The sequence below is a fragment of the Streptomyces sp. NPDC000941 genome (assembly GCF_053599555.1).
This window is the reverse complement of the sequence record NZ_JBSFMM010000018.1, coordinates 24929-50549: the sequence shown is the minus strand read 5'-3', so window position 1 is coordinate 50549 and position 25621 is coordinate 24929. Positions and strand designations below refer to the sequence as shown.

The following is a 25621-nucleotide window of genomic DNA, read 5'->3' as shown; positions in this document are numbered from 1 at the left end:
TGAGCGCCTCGATGCCGCGGCTTCCGTAACGGTCCAGCCACTTGGACATGGCCTCGAGCCTGTCGGTGGTCGCGGGCGGCAGTGTGCCGGCGAGCGCGGCATCGACCATGGTGACCAGGGCATCAGGCACATCCACCGTATTGGTGAGCACGGCCGGGAACGTCATACGGTCGTCGTACACGGCCTGGTGCGGCGGGATCAGGGCGGAGAGCCGGCGGTCGGCGGGGTCGAGCCGGAGCAGTCCGCCCTCCGCGATGTGGTCCCGCGCCCAGCTGTGCAGCCCGGCGGCGTCGCGGCCCGTGGCGGCCCGCTCGTCCGGGTCGCCCATGCCGATCAGGTGGGAGGCGCGCAGGATCTCGTGCAGGGATTGCAGATCGGTCGGGATCATCCAGGCGGTCAAAGCGGTGCGGAACACCGGCAGCGTGGACGGCGGCAGGCCGAGCGCGGCGAACATCCGCAGCAGTCGCAGCGCGGGGCCGCGTTCGCCGCCCACCCGGCGGAAGCCACGGCTGTCGTGCACGGCGCGGTAGGCGCTGTCCGCCGGGTGGAGCCGGGATCCGCGGCCGAGCGCGGACAGCGCCCGCTCGACCTGGGAGGGCATCCCCGGACCGGCGTACGCGGCGTGGAGGAGGGCCCTCATCAGCCCGTCCAGCGCCTCCGGCCCCGGGGGCGCGTCGAGCAGCCGTTCCAACTCGGCAGCCGGGTTCTCCGGCATCGTGTCCGGGGCGAAGAAGGCGCGCAGCGCCCGCTCTTCTCCGTTGCTCTCGGCGAGCTTCTCGAACACGCCGCGCACCGCCAGCCCGACCACCTCGGCGAGTTCGGGGATGTCGCTCAGCGCCTCGGCGAGGGTGTCCTCCCAGTCGACGCTGCGCTGCCGCCACTCACGGTCCCGGTAGAAGCCCGTGAACCGCGCCGTGCCCGCGGCGTCGGCCGGCTGCCAGGCCGACACCGCCCAGGCCGCTCCCCCAGCGGCGTCGATGCGCTCGATTTCCTCCGGGGTGGCGTCCCGCACGCTGCCCGTGACGTTGAACTGTTCGCGGGCCGGATAGCCGACCGCGACGCGATTCCCGGTTCCCGTGCCCGGGGCCGGTACCTCGGGGCCCGACCAGCCGTCCGGATACTCCGTCACCCACCCCGTGGCCCGCCCCTCGGCGTCCTCCAGCAGATGCGGCAGCCCTTCGGACACCGCGGCACGGCCCCCGCCCAGATGAACCGGCAGCCCCGCCTGGTTCGCCATCCGCTTGGCCCGTGCCCTGGCCTCCGCCTCGCTCCCCGCCACATCGCCGGGACCACACGCGAGCACCGTCACGCTGCGGAACCCACGACCCCGCGCCGACCGCAGCAACCGCCCCGCGTACGAACCGTCATCACGCCGGACGCCGCCGTCCTGGGTGACCAGCGCCAGCCCCTCGGGCCCACCGTGCGACGCGAAGAAGAACGTACCGCCGGCCCTGCCGCCACCCGGCAACGTCTGGTGGGTCGCCACCGGTCGGCCCTGGCCGTCACGCTCCCACGACACGAACCCCGTCGCACGGCCCAACCGGGAGTACTGCTCGCGGCGCACCGCCCAGTCCGCGTCGTCGAACGACGCCACACCGATGAGCTCGCCGTCCTCCCCGTGAATCGGGCGCAACACCGGCGCGGGTTGCGGACCGATGCTGAACAGGTCATGGGACAGCCAGAGTTGGCGGAGCGGCGGAGCGGCGCCGTCGGAGGGTTGGTCTCCGGGCGGCGTGGCCTCCTGGACGGTCATGGACTCGTGCGGGACCGTCCGCTGGTCACCGGGAACGACGCCCCGGTGGGTGAGGTGGAAGAACGCACCCGGCGGATACGTCGCCTCCGCCTCCGACAGGGAGGCCACGAAGGGAGTGATCACCCGCGCCGTCGAGTTCGGAACATGCACCAGAGCGGGGTGCGAGCCCTGGGGCGGGCGCTTGCTCCACGTCATGAACTCATGTGCCCGGGCGCGCACGAGCGATGTGCTGCGGGGGAACGGCATCGTGATCGTGTCCCGGCCGTACACCGGCCCGTCCACCGGCGGCCCGCCCAGCGGACCCGGCACCCCGCGGTCGCCCCACCAGACGTCACGCCCCACGGGCGGAAGGATCTCCAGCCCCTCGATCATCATGTCGACGTGCAGCGGCAGCTGGTCGTACAGCCAGTCGGCCATCGCATCCGAGCGCTCCCTCAGCTCGGCCACCTCGGGGCCCGGCTCACCCAGGTCCGATTCGGCCCGCATGTCGTCGAAGAGCTCATCGAGGTCGGGATGGTTGCGGAGCATCATCGGCAGAAAAGCGGGCGCGTCCATCTCCACCGCGTGCCGGGTCAACGACCAGACGCTGGAGCGCAGCAGACGACGGCCCATCCCCGAGCCGAGACGCTCACCGTTGAGGTACGCCTTCACCAGCCGGTAGTCAGGCCCGCTGTACAGGTGTATGGCCGTCAGGTGGGCCGGTGCCAGGCGCGCCAGAGCCTGCATACCCGCGTCACCGTACTCGCGGAGCCAGTCGTGGAGTGCCCGCTCCCTTCGGGTGCCGGACGGCAGATTCCCGGTGAGCGCGGCGCCGGTCAGCCTCACGAGATCGCCCGGGAGATCCAGCTCGCTGGGGGTGATGTCCGCGCTGTACGTCATCCGCTCGCCGTACAACCGGCGATGCGGCGGGATCAGATGACCGTGAGGATCGAACCTGTGGAAGCCTGCGCTCCGTGCGGAGTCCGCCACCCAGTTGTGGAGCCCGGCTCCGTCGCGCAGCACGGCGCCGCGTTCTTGGGCGTTCCCCAGGCCGAGCAGGTGGGAGGCGCGCAGGATCTCGTGCAGCGACTGCACATCGGCCGGGATCATCCAGCCGATGAGCGCGCCGCGGAACGCGAACAGTTGGGCAGGCGACGCACCGAGCGCGGCAAAGGTCTGCAACAGCCGCAGCGCGGGGCCATCCTCACCGCCCACCCGGCGCAAACCACGGCTGTCGTGCACCTCACGGTACGCACTGCCCGGGGCGTACCGCGCCCGGCGGCCCACCGGACGGGACAACGCCTCGGCGAGCTCGCGCGGCAGCCCCGGACCGGCGTACGACGCGCGGGTGAGCGCGGCCATCAGCTCATCCAGCGCGAGCGGCCCCGGCGGCAGCGTGCGCAGCCGCTCCAGCGCCGCCGCGGGGTTCGCCGGAACCGCGGTCGGCGGGAAGAAGGCGCGCTGCGCCGCGGCCTCGCCGTGGCGCGCGGCGAGCTCCTGGTACATGCGGAGCACGGCATCACGAGCGGTCTCGGTGAACGCGCCGACCTGGCCCATGTACCCCGCGAACACGAACTCCATGGCCACGCTGCGACGACGCCACTCACGGTCCCGGTACAGCCGCGCGAACCGCACCCTGCCCGGCGATCCGGCCGGCCTCCAGGACGACACCGACCAGCCCGGACCGTCGTCGGAGGCAGCGCTCTGCGGGTCGGCCGCGGCCACGGGTGTGGCGTTGACCTGGGCGGGAGCCGGGTACGTGGCGGTGGTCCCGGGAGTGCCGGTGTCCGGGGCCGGGGCCGCTGCCGGAACCGGCCAACCGGCCGGATACGCCGTCACCCACCCCGTGGCCCGCTTTTCGGCATCCTCCAGCAGATGCACCTGCCCACCACCGGACACCGCGGAACGGCCCACCTCCAGATGAACCGGCAGGCCCGCCGCGTCCGCCAACCGCTGCGCCCGCGCCCTGGCCTCCTCCACGCTCCCGGGCACATCGCCAGGACCACACGCCACCACCGTCACGCTACGGAAGCCACGGCCCCGTACCCATTCGAGCAGCCGCCCCGTATACGACCCGTCATCCCGCCGGACGCCGCCACCTTCCTCGGCGAGTGCCAGCCCCTCGGCCCCACCATGCGAAGCGAAGAAGAACGTCCCCCCGGCAGCCCCGCCACCCGGCAACGCCCGGTGCGTCGCCACCGGACGCCCGTCAGCGTCACGCTCCCACGACACATAGTCCGTCGCCCTGTCCAATCGCGCATAGCGATTCCGCCGCACCGCCCAATCCGCGTCATCGAACGACGCCACACCGATGACCCGGCCGTCCTCCGCGCGAATCTCCCGCAGCACCGGCGCGGGCCGCTCCGCCTCCTCGGCGGTGTCGGCCGCCCGGCCGATGTGGAACAGGTCCATCAGCGCGCCGAGTTCACGGACCGATGGAATGGAGCGGTCGGAGGCGTCGCCCATGGGCGCAGTGGCCTCCTCGGCGACCATGGCCTCGTACCGCTGCCTGTCGGCGGGCGTTCCGGTGACGCTCCGGCGGGTGATGCCGAAGGTCGCACCCGGCGGATACACGGCCTCCGTCTCCGACAGGAAGACCACGAACGGGCTGATCTCCCGAGCCGTCGACCCCGGAACGTGCACCAGACCAGGGTGCGAGCCCTCGGGCGCCCTCTTGCTCCGGGTCATGAACCCATGTGCCTGACCATGGAGCAGCGATGTGCTGCGGAAGAACGGCATCGTGATCGTGTCCCGGCCGTACACCGGGCCGTCCACCGGCGGCTCGTCCAGCGAACCCGGCACGCCGCGGTCGCCCCACCAGACATCGTCGTTCACCGGAGGCAGTATCTCCAGCGCCTCGATCGCCATGTCGATGTGCAGCGGCATCTCGGCGTACAGCCGGTCGGCCATCGCGTTGAGCCGCATCCGCAGCCGGGACACGTGGGGGCTCGACGCCCCGAGGTCCGGCACGGCCCTCATCTCGTCGAACAAGTCCTCAAGATTGGGCTGCTTGCGCAGCATCATCGGAAGGAAATCGGCTTGGTCGACCGCCGCCGCCCTCCGGGTCACGGACCAGACGCTGAGGCGCACCATGCGACGGCCCATCCCCGAGCCGAGTCGCTCACCGTTGAGGAACGCCTTCATCAGCCGGTAATCGGGGCCGCTGTAGAGGTGCAGGGCCGTCATGTGGGCGGGGGCGAGCCGGTCCAGAGCTTGCCTGCCCCTGGGGCCGTAGTGGCGCAGCCAGCCCTGGAGCACGGCGCTCCTGCGGGTGACGGACGGCGGGAGACCGGCGAGCGCGGAGTCGACCATGGACTCGAGATCGTCCGGAACGTTCAGCGCGCTCGGAGTGGACCGCCGGTCGTACCTCATCCGCTCGCCGTACAGCGCGCGATGAGGCGGGGTCAGCTGGTCGAAGAGAGCATCGTCGGGGCCGAGGCGCCGAAGACCGGCCCCCTTGGCTGCCTCCGCCGCCCAGTTGTGGAGCCCCGCGGCATCACGCATGGTGACGCTCCGTTCTCCCGCGTCACCCATGCCGATCAGGTGGGAGGCGCGGAAGATCTCGTGCAGCGACTGCAGATCGGCCGGAATCATCCAGGCCATGAGCACGCTGCGGAACGCGAGCAGCTCCGCGCGAGACGCGCCGAGCGCGGCGTAGGCGCCCAGCAGCCGCAGCGCGGGGCCACGCTCACCGCCCACCCGGCGGAAACCGCGGCTGTCGTGCACGGCACGGTAGGCGCTCCCCGGCGCGTAGCGCGCACGGCGGCCGACCGGCCGGGACAGCACCTCGGCGAGTTCGGACGGCAGTCCCGGACCGGCGTACGCCGCGTGGGTGAGCGCGGTCATCAGCTCATCGAGCGTGAGCGGCCCCGGGGACAGGGTACGCAGCCGCTCCAGCGCGGCCGCGGGGTCGGCCGGAACGGCGTCATGGGGGAAGAAGGCACGCGCCGCCGCGGCCTCGCCGTGGCGCGCGGCGAGTTGCTCGTACATGCGGAACGTGGCGTCGCGGGCGGACTCGGTGATCGCGCCGACCCCGCTCACCACCCCGGCGAGCGCGAACTCCAGGGCCACGCTGCGCCGACGCCACTCACGGTCCCGGTACAGGCTCGCGAACCGCACCATGCCCGGTGATCCGGCCGGGCGCCAGGACGACACCGACCAGCCCGGACCGTCGTCGGGGGCGGTCTCGGCATCGGCGTCGGGGGCCTCCTGGTCGGCCGCGGACACGGGGGTGGCATTGATCTGGACGGGGGCCGGGTAGGCGATGCCGGATCGCTCGTCCCGTTCCCCGGAGCCGTCGTCGGCCGTGCCGGGCGTGAAGTGGAACGTCCCGATGGTGTCGCGCCGGGCCTGCGGCTGCGGCCAGGACGTACGAGCCGGGGACTGTGTGGTGGTGGGGGTTGTGGCGTCGAAGATGGTGCGAGGGCCCGACGAGGCCGATGGCTGGGTGAGCGACTTCGGCGGCTTCCGGGTGGTCTCGGTCCAGTGGCCCGGGGCCTGGGTGGCCGGGTCCAGGAGAGCGACGATGTTGAGCGGTGCCGACGGATCGGCGGCGGTCAGCGCGAGGGGCGCGCTGTAGCTGAAGGCGGGACGGCCGGTGCGCTGGGAGAACCGCTGCGCCACCTCCGGCCTCAGGGCGCCGGGACCTGAGGTCAGGAACAGAACCGGTTGTACAAGGTTGGCTCTGCGCATACTCGGTTCCACACTCAGCAGTGCCAGGAACTCGTCGTCGGACACTTCGATCGGAGGCCCGCCGGGCAGGTACAGGACCACGTTCCCGGCCTGATTCACGTGAACCAGGTTGAGGATGGGGTCGGGCAGTCCCGGTCCGACCCATTCCGGCTGGACCTGTTGGGTGGTGGTCCCGCCCGGCCCCTGCGTCATCTGCTCCACGCTGCGCCAGTTGACCCCCGCAGGCGCTGGCGTGTCGCTCCAGTTGGCGCCCTGTACCACCTGCCCCTGCCTCAGCAGCTTGGACTTGACGAAGGCAAATCCCTTCAGGTGGAAGGCCGCCAGCACGTTGCGGTCGGTGACGTCTACGCCCTGGGCGAGAGCCTTGGCGGTCAGTGTCCAGATTTTTTTCTGCTTCGGCAGGTCCCACGGGTCCGCGTCGGTCAGGTGGAGCACACTGCGGCCGTGTGCTTCCCGGTCCGCCGGCGGTATCTCGTTGAACAGCATCTTCGCGGCCCGGACCATCGCCCAGAGAGTGGACGCCACCTGCCCCGGGCTCGCCGTCGCCCCGGCGGGCAGCCCCTGAACGGAACTCAATATGGCCTCGCCCGACGTGGCGAGCTCATTGAGCGTCACCGTCAGAGCCGGCGCCGGCACCTCCGTGCTGAGCCGCGCATTGGGATCCGCGGCGACACGGCCCCGGGCGAGGTCCAGGAGAGACTCGTAGGCGGCGGCATCCGCGATCCTCCCGCTGTGCTGCTGGGCGTAGAACGCCAGCATGTCCTCCCGCAGCGGGGTGACTCCGCTGAGCGCCGGGTCGTTCGCGCGCATCGTCTCCAGCGCGCCGATGCCGCTGAGCAGCCGCTCGTACCGGCCGCCCGGCGTGCCACGGTCGTTCTCGACGTCGTTGCCGAAGACGCCTCGCAGCCCTCGCACCAGCCGCAACGCGGTCGCACGAGTCTCCGCCGGCACCGAACCCGGACCCTTGTGCAGACCCGCGTCACGCGCCAGCCCGTCCAGCTCATGATCAAGCGGCTCAGGCCGGAACGTGACACGCCGCCCCCTCTCCCCATTGACCGCGGCGGTCATCACACGACTGGTACTCCCTATACCGGTCGATCTGGTGGTCGCCTTGGTTTCCAGCCTGCTCTCGTTGGCGACATGCTGACCGAGCGGGACGTCAGCCCAAGGATCGTCGACGTGGGGCACGGGCTGGTTCACGCCATGCGACTGACGCGGGTCGGCGTCCGAGGCGCTGTAGCAGACCTCCAGGCCCAGCCGGTGCCCCTTGGGCAGCTGGCGCACCTCTCGCAGCCCGGCGATGTAACGCGCGGCGTCCTGCTTGCCCAACCGCACGGTCCGGCCGTCGCGGAGCGCGAGCGCCATCAGGCCCGGACTTCCGTGTGCGGTGAAGAGGTAGACCGCCGGATCAGGGGTTATCTCCTCGATCTCAACGTCCTGGCGGCCGGAACCAGCCGGAATCTCGTGCACGAGCCGCCGCATGTCGAGGTACGACTTGAACGCTTGCTCCGACCTCCGCAAGCTCTCGCCGTCCCGCGCCGAGATCCGGCCGAACCGCTCGTGATCCTCGGAGACCAGGGGCCGGGTGTCCACGTCGCTGTCCCGGAACTTCGTCCCGTCCAGCGCCGTCCACTCCCGGTCCTCGAACGGCAGCGTCGTGGCCAGGGGATCGTAGGGTGCCCAGAGACCGAACGCCTTCTTCGCGTCACGGTCGACCAGCACCGGAAGATGCGCGTCCCCCGACCCGTCACCGACCAGCCGCCCCTCACCGCTGGGACCCACCACCCGCCGGCCCAGCAGGTCCGCCAGCAACTGAAGATCCAGGGACCGCTGCGCGAACGGCACAGCCAAGAGCACCGGCACGTTCTTCGGCAACCGCGCCAGCTCGGGGTCGGCGGCCAGCACATCGGCCAGCGCCTTTGTGTCCAGCACCCGGCCGCCGGAGACACGCACCCCGCCGGGGTCGCCGTCCGCAGCGACGACATACGTCGAATCCGGCCACGGCGCGTCCTCCTCCGCGACGACCCTCGCCGGCGCACCCAGCCGGGTCTCCATCAGACCCACCCGCCCGGGCCGCACCCGGTTCACCGGCTTGCCCGTCCAGTTCCGCCCCTGCCCCGCACCCGACGGACCCGCCATCAGGGTCTGCGCGGACAGCAACGGATCGGTTCCGTCCGAACCCACTTGCTGTGCGGCGGCCGGGTCTGCCGGGTCTGCCCGGTCGGGCGCGTTCACGATGCTGGTGGGGCCCGAGGACTCCACGGGCGGCGACTGCCGGGTGGCCTTGATCCAGTGGCCCGGGGCCTGGGTGGCCGGGTCCAGGAGAGCGACGATGTCGAGCGGCGCCGACGGATCGGCGGCGGTCAGCCTGAGAGGCGCGCTGTAGCCGAAGGCGGGACGGCCGGTGCGCTGGGCGAACCGCTGCACCAGCTCCGGCCTCAGGGCCCCGGGACCGGAGGTCAGGAACACCACCGGAGTGCCCAGGGGCGTTGTGCGCAGCGCCGGGTCGAGGTCCAGCAGCGCCAGGAAGTCGTCCTCGGACACCGGGAGCGGGGGGCGGCCGGGCAGGTGCAGCACGATGTTCCCGGCCCGGTCCACATTGATCAGGTTCAGAAGGGGGTCGGGCAGCTCTGGTCCGACCCATTCCGGCACGACCTCTTGAGTGGTGGTCCCGCCCGTCCCCTGCGTCATCTGACGCACGCTGCGCCAGTTCACTCCCTCGGGCGCGGGCGTGTCGCTCCAGTAGACGCCTTGGACGTTCTGCCCTTGCCACAGCAGACCGGCCGGGCCGAAGGCGCCGGTCTGCTTCAGGTGGTAGGCGGCCAGCAGGCTGCGGTCGGTGACGTCCAGACCCTCGGCGAGAGCCTTGGCGGTCAGGGACCAGATTCCTTTCTGCTTCGCCAGGTCCCACGGGTCCGAGTCGGTCAGGTGGAGCACACTGCGGCCGTGTGCTTCCCGGTCCGCCGACGGTATCTCGTTGAACAGCATCTTCCCGGCCCGGACCATCGCCCAGGTAGTGGACGCCACCTGCCCCGGACTCGCCGTCGCCCCCGCGGGCAGCGACTGAACGGAACGCAATATGGCCTCGCCCGACGTGGCGAGCGCATTGAGCGTCGTCGTCAGAGCAGGCGCCGGCACCTCCGTGCTGAGCCGCGCATCAGGATCCGCCGCGACACGGTCCCGGGCGAAGTCCAGAAGAGACTCATGGGCCCCGGCGTCCCCGGTCCTCCCGCTGTGCTGCTGGGCGTAGAAGGCCAGCATGTCCTCCCGCAGCGGGGTGACTCCGCTGAGCGCCGGGTCGTTCGCGCGCATCGTCTCCAGCGCGCCGATGCCCTTGAGCAGCCGCTCGTACCGGCCGCCCGGCGTGCCACGGTCGTTCTCGACGTCGTTGCCGAAGACGCCCCGCAGCCCCCGCACCAGCCGCAACGCGGTCGCACGAGTCTCCGCCGGCACCGAATCCGGGCCCTTGTGCAGACCCGCGTCACGCGCCAGCCCGTCCAGCTCATGATCAAGCGGCTCAGGCCGGAACGTGACACGACGCCCCCTCTCACCATTGGCCGCGGCGATCAGCACACGATAGGTATAGGTCAGCCCGGTCTGCCTGGTCGCCGAAGTGGTCTCACGCCTGCTCTCGTTGGCGACGTACTGACCGAACGGGACGTCGTCCCAGGGGTCGTCGACGTGGGGCCGCGGAGCGTGATGAGGGTGCTGCTGATGCGGGTCGCCGTCCGCCGCGCTCCAGCAGACCTCCAGGCCCAGCCGGTGCCCCTGGGGCAGCTGGCGCACCTCGCGCAGCCCGGCGATGTAACGCGCGGCGTCCCGCTTGCCCAACCGCACGATCCGGCCGTCGCGGAGGGCGAGCGTCATCCGGCCCGGATGCCCGTGACCAGCGTAGACATAGACCGCCGGATCAGGGGTTATCTTCTCGGTCTCAGCCTCCTGAGTGCCGGAACCAGCCGAAACCTGGTGCACGATCCGCCGCATGTCGAGGTACGACTTGAACCGCTGCTCGAACTCCCGCAGCTCCTTGCGGTCCTCCACCGAGATCTGGCCGATCCGCTGCGTGTGCCCGCTGGAGACCAGGGGCCGGGTGTCCACGTCGCTGTCCCGGAAGGTGGTGCCGTCCAGCGCCGTCCACTCCCGGTCCTCGAACGGCGGCGTCGTGGCCTGGGGATCGTAGGGTGCCCAGACACCGACCGGCTTGTCGGCCGCGCGGTCGACCAGCACCGGAAGGTGCGCGTTCCCCGACCCGTCACCGACCAGCCGCCCGTCACCGCTGGGACCCACCACCCGCCGGCCCAGCCGGTCCGCCAGCAACTGAAGATCCAGGGACCGCTGCGCGAACGGCACAGCCAGGAGCACCGGCACGTCCTTCGGCAACCGCGCCAGCTCGGGGTCGGCGGCCAGCAAATCGGCCAGCGCCTCCGTGTCCAGCACCCGGCCGCCGGGGACACTCACCCCGCCGGGGTCGCCGTCCGCAGCGACCACATACGCCGAATCCGGCCACGGCGCGTCTTTCTCCGACGCGATCTTTGCCAGCACACCCGGCCGCGTCTCGATCACACGCACCCGGCCGGGCCGCACCCGGCTCACCGGCTTGCCCGTCCAGTTCCGCCCCTGCCCCGCACCCGACGGACCCGCCATCCGAGTCTGCGCGGACAGCAACGGATCTGTCGCGGCGGGAGGTTGTGCTGTCGTCGGGTCCGTGGGGGCGAAGATGCTGTCGGGTTCGGATGAGGCCGAGGGCTGCGTGGCCGGGTTCGGTTGCCGGGAGGCGGCGTGCCAGGTGCCCGGGGTCTGGGTGGCCGGATCCAGGAGAGCGAGGATGTTGAGCGGGACGAACGGATTCCCGGAGGTCAGCATCAGCGGCGCGCTGTAGCCGAAGGCGGGACGGCCGGTGCGGTCGGAGAACCGCTGCACCAGTTCCGGCCTCAGGGCGCCGGGACCGGATGTCAGGAACAGCACCGGATTGGCGAGTGGCGTACTGCGCAGCCCCTGATCGAGGTCCAGCAGTGCCAGGAACTCGTCTTCCGATACCAAGAGCGGGGGGCGGCCGGGGAGGTGCAGCACGATGTTCCCGGCCTGGTCCACATGGATCAGGTTCAGCAGCGGCATGGGCTGCCCCTGGCCCACCCAGGCGGGCTGTGCGGGCTGGGTGGCGGTCCCGCTGGGCCCGTTCGTCATCTGGCGCATGCTGCCCCAGTTGACGCCCACGGGTGCGGGTGTGCCGCTCCAGTTGACGCCCTGGACGTTCTGCCCCCGCATCAGCAGAGCGCCGGGGCCGAACGCGCCGCTCTCCCTCAAGTGGTAGGCGGCCATGACATTGCCGTCGGTGACGTCGATGCCTTCAGCGATGGCCTTCGCCGCCAGCGCCCAGAGCGTTTCCTGCTTCGCCCGGTCCCATGTCTCGGTGTCGGGCAGATGGAGCACCTTGCGGCCGAACGCCTCCCGGTCCGGCCCCGGCACCTGGCCCATCCGCTGAGCGGCACGAGCTGTCGCCCACAATGCGGACGCCACATGCTTCTGGGTCAATGCCACCGTGCTGGGCAGTGCCTTCACGGAACGCACCACAGCTTCACCGCTGGTGGAGAACTGGCCGAGCGTCAGTCGCAGGGCAGGTGAATTGATCCCCTTGCTCAGCTGGGCATGCGGATTTGCCGCGATCTGTTCCCGGGCGAAGGTGAGCAATGCCAGATAGCCCGCCTCGTCCGGAGCCTTCCCGGTATGCGCCTGGGTCAGGAAATCCAGCATGTCCAGGCGGAACGGGGTGAGGTTCTTCAGTTCCGGGTCATTCGCGCGCATTGTTTCCAGCGCGCCGATGCCCTTGAGCGCCTGCCGATACCGGAACGGATTGTCCTCAAACCTATTGCCCAACGCGGTCCGCAGCGCCCGCACCAGCCGCAAAGTGGTCGCACGAGTCTCCGGCGACACATCACCCGGCCCCTTGTGCAGATCCATGTCGCGGGCCAGCTTGTCCAACCGGGGATTCGACGGGTCCGGACGGTAGGTGACCCGACGCCCCCGCTCACCATCGGCCCCGTCCAGCACCACACGGTCGTTGTCGTTCAGGCCCGTCGACCGCGTGACCGCCGACGCCTCCCGCCCACTCTCATTCGCCAGAAGATGACCGAACGGAATGTCCTCGAGCGGATCATCAATATGCGGCGCGGGAGCAGTTTCGGGATGCGCCAGCCTCGGGTCACCGTCCGAGGCACTCCAGCACACCTCGGAATGCAGCCGATGCCCTGCCGGCAGTTCACGTACCTCGCGCAAACCCGCGACATAACGCGCCGCATCATGCTTGCCCAGCCGCACGATCCGGCCGTCGCGGAGCGCAAGCGCCAGCACACCGGGCTGCCCATGACCGGCGAACACATAGATCGCGGGATCCGGAGTTACCTCCTCGGACGTCCCGACGTGCCGGCTGCCACCGGACGGCACCAAATGCACAAGCCGCCGCATCTCCCGGAACGTCCGGAACCGCTGTTCGCGCCGCCGCAGATTGTCGCGGTCCAGGATCGAAATCCGCCCGTACCGCTCATGGTCCTTCGAGACCAATGGCCGCGTATACACATCGCTGTCACGGAACTTGCTGCCGTCCAGCGCCGTCCACTCACGGTCCTCGAACGGCGCCCCCGTCCTGGGCGTCGGATCGAACGGCACCCAAGCGCCGTACGGCAGATCCGCATCACGGTCGACCAGCCCCAGAACATGGGCGTTACCCGAGCCGTCGGGAATCAGGCGCCCCTCACCACTGGGCGCCCACACCCTCCGGCCGAGCCGACGGGCCACCTCATCCAGATGCTCAATGCCCATATTCGGCACAGCCAGCACCACCGGCACGTCCTTCGGCAACCCCGCCAACTCGGGGTCCGCGCCCAGCACATCGGCCAACGCCGCCGCATCCAGCACCCGGCCGTCAGGGACCCGCACACCCCCGTTCTCACCCTGGCCCGCCACCACATACGCCGAATCCGGCCACGGCGCGGGCTCATCCGAGACGATCAGCGGCGTCTTACCCGGACGCGTCTCATACAGCGGCACCCGACCGGGCAGCACCCGGCTCACCGGCTTGCCCGTCCAGTTCCGCCCCTGCCCCGCACCCGACGGACCCGCCAGCCGAGTCCGCGCGGACAACAACGGATCGGACGCACCGGCGAAAGTCCCCGACGTGGCCTGGGGAGTGGGAGCGGGCACCGTGGACGGGGGAACGGACGGGCCGGGGGGCGGCGAGAACAGGGAAGGCTCGTCCGTCCCGGCCGGGCCGGAACGGAGCGAACGGGCGGGTGCCGAGGACAGGGAGCCGAGCAGGGACGGTCCCTCGCCGGTGCCCTCCGCACGACGGCCGGTGTCCAGCCTGCCCGCGAGACCGGGCAGCCCGCCCCACGCCTCCGTATGGCGGCGCGCCTGCCTTTCCAGTTCCTGCCGGACGTCGTTCAGATCCCGCTCGATGCCGCGGACCTGGACCTGGACCGCGTCGCGGGCCCTGGTCCTGCGGGTCAGCTCCCTGACCGCCTGCTCCAGCCTCTGCTCCGCCCGGTCCACGGCGCCCTCGGCGCGTTCGAGGTCCTGGGTGAGGGTGCTCTCCCGCTCGCGTGTCTCTTCGAGGTTGGTCCCGAGCTCGTCGGCCGACTCTCGCGCGGTGGTCATCGCCGTGTAGTACTGCTGACGCTGCCGCGGGGCGGCCAGCACCCGTTCATGGGCGGTGGTGGCACGCTCCTGGGCCTCGGCCAGGGTGCTCTGTGGTTCGGCGGCGACGGCCGGGCCTGCTGCCGGTGAGGTGGCGATGAGCTGCTCGATGCGCTCCACCTCGGCCTGCGCCTGCTGCCACTCCTCGCGCATCCGCCGCTCCGCCTCCGGAGCGGCGTCGTAGAGCGCCTGCGCGTCACGCGCGGCCTTCTCCAGGCTCGCGAGTTCCTTCTCCGCCTCCCGGATCTCGGTCCGCACCCTGCCGAGTACGGTCCGGATGGCCAGTGCGCTCCGGACGGCATCGCCGTGGGTTCGATCGGCGCCCTGATGTGCGGTGGTGGCGGTGTCCACGGCACGGCCGGTGGTCTCCAGGGCCCGCGCCGCGCCGGGCTGCCGCCGCACCAGCCCGTCCTCCCTGTGGCGCGCCGTCGCCTCGGCCCGCACCGCGTCGAGGTAGGTGTCGATGGCGCCCTGTATCCGCTCCCAGGTGTCGCGGGTGGCCTCGGTCATATCGGCGAGAGAGCCGTCGGCGGCGAACGGCCAGTGACGCAGCCCCTCCTCGGCGCGCACCACCAGTTCGACCGGCTTCCCGGACAGCGCGGCCGTACGGGAGGCGACGAACAAGGCGCGGGCCAGCCGTGTCCCGTCCGGGTCGGTGTCGAGCGCGAGCCACAACTGCGCCGCCTCGTCCGCCTCGTCGATACCGTCCGTCAGCGTCTGCGGCAGGTCGGTGACCGGATGCCGGGCCCAGTCCCGCAGGTCGTCCGCGTCCTGGTCGGCGAGCATCGCGGGCAGGTCGTAGATCCCGGGGCCGGGGCGCGGCGGAGTGATGCCGAAGCCGAGCACGTCGCGTTCCCACAGCCGCACGGTGGAACTTCCGGTGACATACCGGGTGCCCTCGGGGCCACTCACCGTGGTGACGGTGTCCACCAGGGTCTCGTAGCTGCGCGTGCCGTGCCGGTCGTCGGGCTCGGTGGTGTTGCCGATCCGCATGCGGTTGAGGCCGGCGGCGGACGCGCCGCCTCCGGAGGAGGTGGTGTGCGGCTGCTGTGCCGCCAGCGGGAATCCCAGACTCAGCAGTTGGACGTTGCCGCTCTTGAGGCTGTAGGTGCCCTGCTGGTTCAGGGCGAAGGAACTGCCCGCCGAGGACGTCGTCGAGGAGGTGCGGCCCTGCTTGCGGACCCGGTCCACGGCCACATCGCCCGCATCCGTCACGGGCCGCGGGTTGTGCAGCGTGATCTGCAGGGACGGCGCGGAACCGGGGCCCTGAAGCGGCCAGCTGCCGGGCATCGTGGTGGTCAGGCCGGCCGCCGTGCGTGGCGGGTCGAGGCTGATGTCACCGGCCTGGATCAGCTCGCCCAGACGGGTGGCCGTCGCTTCCGCGGAGGCGTTCGCGGGCAGCCCCCAGGAGGCGGTCGTTCGCGGGGCGACGTCGTGCAGCGCCTGCCTCAGCTGCGGGACGGCGTTGTAGTCGTACACCGGCGTCGTCCCGGTCGGCACCAGACGCGAACCGCCCGGGAACGGCAGTGCGCCCTGGGCCCGCGCCTGCTGGGGCGACATCTCCAGCGGGTCCTGGGTGAGCAGCGCCGGAGGCCGGGGCCCGGCGTGCTGCCGCGGCTGTACGGCCTCGGAGCCGACGAACCGCAGTACTGTCGCGACCGGCACGGTGGCCACGCCCTCCGGCCGGCCCCGCAGCAGACGCCGGACCCAGGTGCGCACCCTCTCGGCCACATCGCCTTCGAGGCCGGACAGGTTCAGCAGCCCGCCCTGGAAGATCCCGCCGGGGATGTTGGCCGGCCACTCCCATATCAGCTGGGAGCGGACGGACGCGGTGAAGCGGTAGTCGATGTCGAAGTCGGCGGCGCTCCCCGAACGTATCTGGAAGCGGTCGTCCCCGGTCACCTCGGACCGCCTGGTGCGTGACCGGGTGTCGGTCAGCGCGATGGACGGGCCCTCACGGTCCGTACGCCCGGTGTAACCGGGGCGCGGATAGCGGGAGACGGGGTTGACCGCCGTCTGACGCGTCGTGGTGACGGTGGAGGATTTCGCCTTGTTTTCAGGGGTGTGCGAATCGGTCTGTTCCAGGCCAGAGCCCTCACCGGCCGGGCGGCCGCGTACCCCGCGCAGGGCGGGCGTCTGGAGGTAGGGCTCGGCACGCAGGGTCACCTCGACCAGCCGCGCAGCGCCGTAGGCGACGTGGAGGAAATGGAATCGCACATAACCTGCGGGGCCGCGTCCGGGCAGGGCGCGCAGCGCCGAGGGCTCGGTGTGGCGGGCGATCTCGGTCTCCACACCGGACAGGTAGGAGGCGTGGCCGGGCCGCATGACGCCCGGCGCCTCGTTCTCCACCAGGGCCGTCAGCTCCCGGCCCAGCCGGTCCCGGCGCTCCCGGCGGTTCGTCGTGTCGTCGAGCTGAGTGACCGACAGAACGACTGCCACACCCAGCTGGCGGGTCCGGGCGAACCGGTCGGGAAGCGGGACGCCCGGCCCCGGCAGCGTCAGGCTCGGGATGCCCGGGATGCCCTGGAACCACGCCGCCAGGCGGGCCAGGGCCTGAGCGGGAGCCAGGTACGTCACGGCGCGGGGCAGGTCGATCGCGACCGTCACCGGGGCGTAGCTGCCCAGGCCGACGGTGTTCCCGGCCACGTTGCGCATACCCCACTTGACCGTCACCACCAGCGTCAGGTCGTTTCCGATCCAGAGCTGGTCGCCCTTCTCGGACGGGATACTTGTGATCTTCGTGCCGGAGCTCAGCGCGTCGGTGTCGTCGGTGCGGCGGGAGTGGGTGTACCGGCCACTCGGGTTGAACTGGTGGACCAGCCGGTCGGGCACGGTCGGGGCCGTCTGGAGCGCGGTGAGCTGGAAGTTGCCCTGGTGTGCACCGCCGACGCCGCGCTGCCGGCCCGCCGTGTCCGCGGCGATGACGTCCTGTTCGGAGTACAGCGACTCGGAGCCCAGCTGCCGGGGATTGGTCAGATAGCCCCTGATCTCCACCATCATGACCTGGTCCGCCGCCATGCCCGGCAGCGTCAGGCCCTCGACCACATGCACGCCGCCCAGGACCTGCGGAGCCCGGGACAGGAGCTGGGCCGGGCGGATCCCGTCATGCCGGGTCTCGGCCGCGAGGGTGCCCTGATCGTTCAGCGCCGCGCCCGCCACGGCCACCGATGTCCACTTGTAGGTCGCCACCGCCCCGGTCGCGGAGGCCTGGGCCGCCCAGGTCACGGGCGTCGCCGCCCAGCTGACGGCCGTGCCGACCCGGTTGACGGCGCCGGTCAGGCTCGCGGGCAGCGCCTCCTTCACCGCTGAACCCCGCCTGGAGGCGCTCGTGGCCAGGTCGGTCAGCGTCTCGGAGGCACGCCGCACCGCCCGGCCCAGCGGCCCCTGCTCCGGGTGGCCCGGATAGGTCCCCGCGACGATCTGGCCCAGGGCCTCCATCAGGGCGGCGGTGGCACGGAAGGTGTCCACGACCGCGCCGTCCGGCAGCCGGGTCAGGCCCGGCAGCGGGCGGCCCCGCCCGTCGACCATGTCCAGGCGCCGGTAATCGTCCGTCGGCCCGCCGTCGGTGACCGGTTCCCGGATCACATGTCCCGGCCGGGGCGCGGCGGGTACGAGGCTCCGGCTCGGCTGGTGGGTGCGGTAGTGCGGCACGAGCAACCAGACACTGCCCGGGACGGTGTGCGGGGTGGCACCCCGGTCCCGCAGCTCCACCGCGTCCGCGGGACCCGCAGTGTCCGTACGGCCGTCGGCGTCCGCCGGTGCCGTGTCGTCATCGGCGAAGCGGATGCGTGGGGCGTCGCCCTCGCCCTCGTACAGGTCCAGGGCGAGCCTGGCCGGCACCCGGAAGACCTCGCTGCCGTTCTCCGTCGCGACGACGACCTGGTCGAGGCCGACCGCGTCACCGGTGCTCACGGAGTCCGAGAGCTGCCCGGTGCCGGTGTAGTCCGGGCCCGTGTTCAGCGTCCAGTCGCCGTCCGCGAGCGGGATGTTGAAGCCCCCGCCGCCACCCACGGCGCCGCCCAGCGCCGTACCCCGCTGCCGCCCGCCACTGGACTCGTACGAACTGAACCCGGTCTGGTGGACATCGGGCAGCCTGCGGGTGTGCTCGGAGTGCCGCCCGGTGTCCCGCGTGATGGAGAACCGCAGCTGCACCCGCCGGGTGCCGGTGACGGCGTTGGGCCGCTCGAACCACTCCGGGTGCCCGCCGTCCACCTCGTCCGGCGCCGAGGTGGCCAGTGAGAACTGCGACCGCATCCGTCCCAGCCGCCGCAGGTTCTCCAGCTGCGCCAGGACCAGCGGCTCGTCGAGGCGCAGCGGGAAGGACCGCCGCCGGGGCTCGGCCGGCGGCAGGAACCCCTCCTGCCGCAGCCACGCCTCCGCCCGCGTGAACAGCGGATCGGCCCCCTCGACCTTGAAGGGCGTCTCGGAGTACCCGATGCTCTCCAGGTTCTCCAGGTGCTCGGGCAGCTCCCGCACCTCGTCCGGGCCGGGCCGGTGGCCCGCCATCGTCGCCCGCTGGGCGATCCGCAGCCGCAGGCCGTCCTCCCACGGCCCGAACGAACCGGTGACCTCCCCGCCCCCGGCCCGGTAGAACGTCACGTCGTAGGTGACCCGGCTGGGCGTGAGCAGATGGCTGCTGCCGGTGTGGACGCCGTGCATCAGCATCGCGCTGCTGGCGGTGTTCAGCCCCTCGTTCACCTGCCAGTTGACGCCCGCCTTGCCCATGAGGTTGCCGCCGAACGACGCCGGACCACGGGGGTGTCCCGCGGCGTGGTCGGTGGTGAACGTCGGCCCGCCCGAGCCCTCGACCCCGATGCCGCTGGTGAACCTCGCCGAGCGGTCCACGCTGGACGCGTGCGTGAGCCATGTCTCCAGCGAGAACTTGCCGTCGGCGCTCTTCCTCGTCGGCTGTCCCGGTTCGATCCGCGCGGCGAGCTTGACCATCCCGACCGCGTTGCCGTCCTCGTCCAGCAGCGTCGCCGAATACACCCCGCCGTCGCGCTGCAGATGCGCCGTGCCCTTCAGCATCTGCTCGGACAGGAAGTCCTCCAGTGCCCGCTCCTGGTCGGTCAGATCGGCGAAGCGCTCGTCCTGGAGGAGTTCGGTCAGCAGCCTGCGCGGTTCGGCGACGCTGTCGACGCCCCACAGCGGGAGGTCGTCGACGCCCCCGGGCTCGGGCAGGTCGGCGGCGTCGGGGCCATCGAAGGCCAGATGCTCGGGGTACCACGCGGTGAGGGTCCCGTGCGACTGCTCCGGCTGCCAGTTGGCGGTCAGATCCTCGCGCGGGGTGTCCACCCGGACCTGCCATCGCCCGTCGAAGTCCACCGGATGCGCGGGATCCTTGGCATGCTGCTTGCTCGTGACCAGGAACGTCTCGCCGACGGTGATGGACTGGGCCAGCTGGTTGTGCGTCGCGGACAGCGTGACCGTGCCGTCCCACCAGCGCAGCGCGCCGCCACCGTCGTGCGGGTAGACCGCGGTCCACGGCAACGAGCCGCTGCGTACGTTCCCCGACCCCTCCGCGTCCGAGGACGACTGGCTCCCCTCGGCGCGGCGCTCCACCTGGACGTCGGGCAGCGACGCCGGGGTCTGCCCGTACTTCGTCGACTTCCGGATGTCCGCGTGGGCGAGCCGTACGTCGACCGTCCGCTCCCGGTCACCGACCTGGACGGTGATCCGGTGGCCCTGCGTGCTGCGCAGATACGGCCGGTTCCGCTCGATCTCCTCCGCGCTCAGCACCTCGCTCAGCCGGGTGCGCAGGGCACGGCCGTCGGCACTGTCCGGCTCGACGCCGAGCGCCTCGGTGATCTGCCGGTACAGCCCGTCGAGGACGCCGTCGGGGGTCGGCTCGTGCAGGACGAGGCCGAGGTGCCCGTCGTACTGGGTGCCCTGGCTCTGGATGTACTCCGACAGCTCACCGGAAGCGGGCGGCGAGGTCTGCTGGGTCTGCGGTGCGGCGGCCGGCTCGTTCCCCTTCGCGGACGTCGTGCCACCCGTGTTCGGCGGCGCGGCAGGAGTGTCCGTGATCCCGCCGGCCGGGCGCTCGGGGGGCGCGGGCACCGGGGCGGGGGTGTGGGGCCGGGGCACATGGGTGCCCTCCGCCTCGTCCCACAGCGCCCGGAAGCCCTCCCAGATCTCGTTCTCCGCCTGGGTGGCGTCGACCGGGTTGACCGTGCCCTCGTACACGGCCTCCGGGTCGGCGCCGTACAGCCGCTGCGTCAGCGGGAACAACGTCGGGTAGTGCCTGCGGACCCAGTCCGGTCCGCCGTTGTGCCGCGACTCCCCGGTGTACGGGTCCTTCCCCCGGTTCGCCCGGAAGTAGACGTTGGTGAGCTGGGCGAAGAACTCCAGCTCATCCCGGCTCGAGTAATTGGCCCCCGTACGGAGCCCCTCGCCGTCGTAGCCGTACCGCGGGCCGTCGGGCCACAACGCGCCGTCCTCGTCCAGGGTCTCCTGGTACACGTCGTGGATGAGCCGCTGCTCCGCCTCGCTCAGCCCGTACTGGTGGATCGTGTGCGCGAACTCGTGGAGGGTCGTGGAGTACCCGTCCGGATAGGCGGGCTGGGTCCCCGGGACGGAGGTGAACTCGCCGAGGAGGTTCTCCTCCGTCACTCCCGCCGTCCGCCGGCCGATACCCCGCACCTCGTCCCACGACCGGCCGTCCGACCTGATCCGCCCCGCCAGGTCGCGGAACGGGTCCAGCGTGGTGATCGCCTCGCTCCTGGGCACCACGATCACGCGAGCGCCGTCCTTCAGCAGCTTCGCCGTGACGTCCGGGTCTCGCAGCATGCGCGCGATCTGCGTCTGCACCTCGTGCCGTGCCGACACCGGCTGATCCACCCCGGCCGGTATCTGCACCATCAACTGGGCCGCCGTCGTGGCGAACTCCTCGCCGGGCAGCGTGGTCCGGAGCGCGTCCACCAGCGCCGGGTCGGACGCCAGCCGCTCACGGTCGCCCGGCGACAGCAACTCCAGCTCCCGCGTCCGGTCCGCCTCTGGCATGTCCGGTAGACGCGACGCCAGTTGCCGGATCGGGTCGGAGGCCACCGCCTCGGTGGCACGCAGGGCGTCGGCAAGGGTGGTGAGTTCGTCGTTCAGCCACCTCAGGTCGGCCTGTACCGCGCCGAGGGCCGACCACTTCGCCTCGTACACCGACCGGGCGTCGGGGTTCCGCGCCACCCCGTCCAGCAACTCGCTGAACCGGACGGTCAGCGTGGGGGCGGCCCCGGAGGGGCGTGCGGCACGGTAGGCGTCGCCGCGTAGCGCCTCCAGCCGGGCGGCCGGGAGCGCGTCGTCGTCCGGGGCGTACGACAGGCCCCACAGCAGGTCGAGCAGGCCCCCCTCGCGCCGCTGCTCGTCGGTGGCCAGGGCCAGCGTGTACGCGGTGTCCGCCAGCGACTCAGTGGCGGAGGGAACGGTGAAGCCGTCGATCTCGGTGGTGTCGGTGGGAACGTGGGTGGCCGTGCCGACGGTGATCTCCACCCCCTGGACCGTACCGGTCAGCGTGCGTCCGTCCGCGCCCGCGCGCAGGGCGTTCGGCGACACCCCGGGGAACCACTGGGCGATGGCCCGGTTGACGACATCGGCGAACTGGCCGACATCTGTGGGGAGGTGGAACTCCAGGGTGCCGAGGGGGCGCGGGTTCTCGAACTGCACCCTGCCCCGGGCCCCGCCAGCGAGGACGACGGGGTGGCCGATGTCCCGCATGAGGGCGTTGAACCGACGGCCGACGTCCAGCTTCACGTCGTCCGGGAGCGGTGGAACGGGCGACGCCCCGGGGGTCCCGGCGGCCTGCGGCACCGGCCGCAGCGCGGTGGACGGGTCGCCGGGGGACGTCTGGAGGCCGGCCTCGCCCGGTGCCTGCCCGGGAGGCGCCGGGTAGGCCGCCGTGCCGGAGGCCAGGCTGTCGGTGGAGCTCGTCAGCACGTCCTGGAACCCGGTGCCGGACGACCATGAATCCGTGTAGGCGATGGTCGAGGACCTCCGACGGGCCACGAACCTGAGCAACGGCTCCCCGCCGCCCCCCAGCCGGTGCGCCTCGTTGATGGTGCGGTGGAGCGCCCGGCCGAAATCGCTCTGCGGATTCCAGCGCAGATGCGCCCCGTGCATGACGTCCATGTCGGAGTTCTTCATCCGCTCGATGAGCGACTCGTACTGCTCCGCCGACAACGGGGTGCCATCGACCCTGGTGATCCTGAAGATGTCGAGATCCCCGGTGAGCGGCCTCAGTGTGCCGTCGTCGAGGACCGCGTGGACCACGCCGCCGACCGTCCGGTACCGGCCCTCCGCCGCCAGCTCGTCCATCTGGTTCCGCAGCGACTGGTACTCCTTCAGGCGCTGCTGGTAACGGGCCAGGACCGGGTCGTCGGCGGACACGCCCTCGGGCAGCCGCGGCTCGAAGAAGCCGACCAGCCCGCGCTTGTCCTGCGGCGCACCGAGACGCACGTCCAAGGCGTTGACCGTCTTCGCCTTGATCTCCTCGGGCTTCGGAAGCGCGCCCAGCGTCAGCCACTTCACGGAGTCCACGTTGCGCGGCCGCACGTCGATGACCAGCTCGCCCTGGTCGGCGAATGCCTGGAACCGAAGGTGGTTGTCGCGGGACATCCCCCAGCCCGAGGTGGCCGACTCCTCGGGCACGTCGGCGGAGTGTTCCTCCACCTGAGGCGCCTGCCTGATTTCGACATGCCGCTCCGGCCCCGGCCGCAGCCGCGAACGCCCCTCGCGCGCGCTCGCGGGGGGCGCCGCGGGGGCCTCGGGGAACGCACTCGACGTCGTGCTGACGGGCCGGTGCGGCGCGGCGACCGGATCGTCGGTGGAGACTGCCGGGCCCTCGGTGGAGACGGCCGGGCGGGTGTCGGTCAGGTCCTCGACGGTCTGGAGCTGGTCCAGCCGTACGGCCGGGCCCGGCAGGGCGTCCGGGGCCGGGGCGACACCGGCGTAGCGCAGCATCTGGCGCAGGGCCGTGGTGTCGTTGCGGGCCTGGCGGCGGTCACGTTCGGGCGCGGCGAGCGACGGGTCGTCGGAGGCGAGCCGGATGTGGAACTGGTCGGACGGGGCGGGGGTGTCCGTCGCCGTCGCGGACAGCTCGATGGCCTCGGGGTTGCCGGAGTCGTGCACGAGGTTCAGGTCGATGTGGAGCTGATCGCCGGAGCCCGGCAGCGGCAGCCCGTGGTTGACCTGGGTCTCCAGCAGTGCGCGCATCCGCTCCTGGAACTGCTGGAGCCGGTCGGCGGGGAACCCGTCGCCGAACCGCACCGGGAGGTCCAGCGTCAGGTTGCGTACGAAGCGGCCGTCGTCGGCCTGGACGCGCTGGACCACGGTGCGCACGACCGTGTTCTGCCCGGACTCGGCCGCCGGGTCGAGGTCCTGGTCCACCGCCTGGTCCTCGGCGACCGGGGCCTGGATGTCGGTGCGCACGGGGGTCGCGGGCGCCTGCTGCTGCCGTGGCCGCCACTGCTCGGGGCGTACCGGGTCCCGGACCGGTTCCGCGGTCGCCGGCTGGTGCGGGGTGGGCTGTGCCACCTCGTCGGAAACCGGGTCCGGGGTGGTGGTCTCGTCGGTGGTGAGGGTGTCGTCCTCATTGTGGCCGGCCGGCGTGGTGGTCGGCCGGGTGGCCGAGTTGTGGCCGGTGGTGGGGGTGTTGCCCTGGCCGGTGGCCGTCGGGGTCCGGCCCGTAGTGGCGTCCGGGGTCGCGGAGGGGGACGCCGCCGGGATGTCCTGCGGCGACCGCTCGTCCGGGAGCATCCCGGTTTCCTGGTCGGCGATGGCCTCCGACTCCGTACGCGGCCTCGGTGTGGCGCTCGCGGGCGCGGGGTTGGTGGCGTGGCCGGTGGACCCGTCCCCCGGCACCCCCGTGCTGTGCGGCAGGCCGCTCGTGTCGAGCGTCCCGCTCGTCTCGTCCACGATCGGGTCCGGGAGCGGCTCCGGGTCGAGTGTCGGATCCGGCGTCTCGTCGAGGGTTCCGTCGAATCCGGTGTCCAGCGTGCTGTCGCGACCGCGCGGCGGTGCGAACGGCGTGGTCGAGGGGGTCGAGGGGGTCGTGGAGGGAGTGATGGATGGCGTGGACGTGGGCGGTAGCGAGAGATCGCCGTCCAGCACGGAGTCCGGGAGCGGGGTGGTGTCGGCCCGCCGGGACGTCGACGGCAGTGGCGTGGGGTCGGGGGCACCGGCTTTGGGCGTGGTCAGCGGCACGGCGCCGGGGTCGGTGTCCGGGGACGAGGTGTCGGTCTCCTCGTACGCGTCCCAGTCGGTGATGTCGGAGTACCCGTCGGAATCCGCGATCGAGTCGGTGTCCGAGTCCAGGGTGTAGTCGGTGTCCGTGTCCGAGAAGTCGTCGTCCCGGTCGAGGTCCAGGATCTCGCTCGTCGGCGTCTCGACAGGGTCGTTGTAGACGGTCGGAGGAGTGACCGCCGTGGGTACGGGCGTGGGGGGCGGCGTCGGGTCCGGCGTATCGAGGGTCGTTGTGTTGTTGGTGACCGGCTTGACGATCGGGCCGCGGCCGCCGCCCCCCAGGACGGAGTTCGGGCCGGGCAGGGGGTTGTACGTGGCGAAGATGTTGCGGCCGCCGAAGACCTTGGTGTTCAGACTCTTGCCGATGCTCTCCAGGACTGTACTCATGACGAGTTCGGAGATGGCGCTGAGGCCACCGCCGACCAGCGACATGGGGTCGAACTTCCACTTGCCGTCGAAGAGGCCGTTGACCAGGAACTCGGCGAGGGCCTCACTGGGGCCTTCGCTCGAGAAGCCGCGGAAGGCCTCGCCCCCGAACTGCCCCCACTTGTTGTTGTTGAAGTTGTTGAACTGGTTCTTGTAGAAGTTGCCGATGTACTTGGAGATGACGGAGGTGAAGAGCCCCGCGAACGCGCCGACCGCGAAGGACTTGAGGATGTTCATCCCGTCGATGCCGTCCGGGCGGCGCTTGCCGTCGTTCAGCGCCAGCATCGCCAGCCGCACCGCGAAGGTGGTGAGCGCCTCCTCGATCGCCTCGGTGATCGAGGGCAGCAGATGCGTCTGGCGCAGCAGGCGGTTGAGGGTCGTCAGGACCGCCACCGTCGTCCGGGCCTTCGCCGCGGCGGTGTCACCGAAGGACAACCCTCCGGTGAAGAAGGACAGGGCCGCGATGATGGCCAGCTCCGCAAGCAGGATCAACGCCTCGGCGATGATCTCGAACTTGGACTCCATGATGTTTCTGGAGTGGTCGATCTGATTGCGCGACTTCTGGCGGAACTGATCGGAGAACCCGGACATCGTGTCCGAGCCCCCGACGTCGATCAGAGTGGCCATCGCCTCCTTGAAGCGGTCGGCCACCTCCGGCGGCAGGGCGCCGTCGACCTTGTACACCAAATCCGTGATGCGATCACGGAGTTCCAGCACACGATCCCCGTTGTCCTCGTACGGCGTGTTCCTGTCGAACGCCATGTCCGAGGACGCCTGCAGCGGCAACTCGCCCAGCAGGACAAAGAGTATCCAGCGGACCTCTTCGGGGAATTCGATGCTGTCGGGTACCAA

General features: G+C 71.5%; 1 protein-coding gene (only partly in view). It reads right to left on the bottom strand.

The annotated features are described in order from the left end of the window. A protein-coding gene (locus ACWDSL_RS09090) for a lonely Cys domain-containing protein (protein WP_450483247.1) crosses the window boundary here: on the bottom strand, positions 1-25621 show its 5' portion. The gene continues 11903 nt to the left of window position 1, outside the view; 25621 of the gene's 37524 nt are visible here — the first part of the coding sequence; it begins with the start codon at positions 25619-25621; the stop codon falls past the left edge of the window.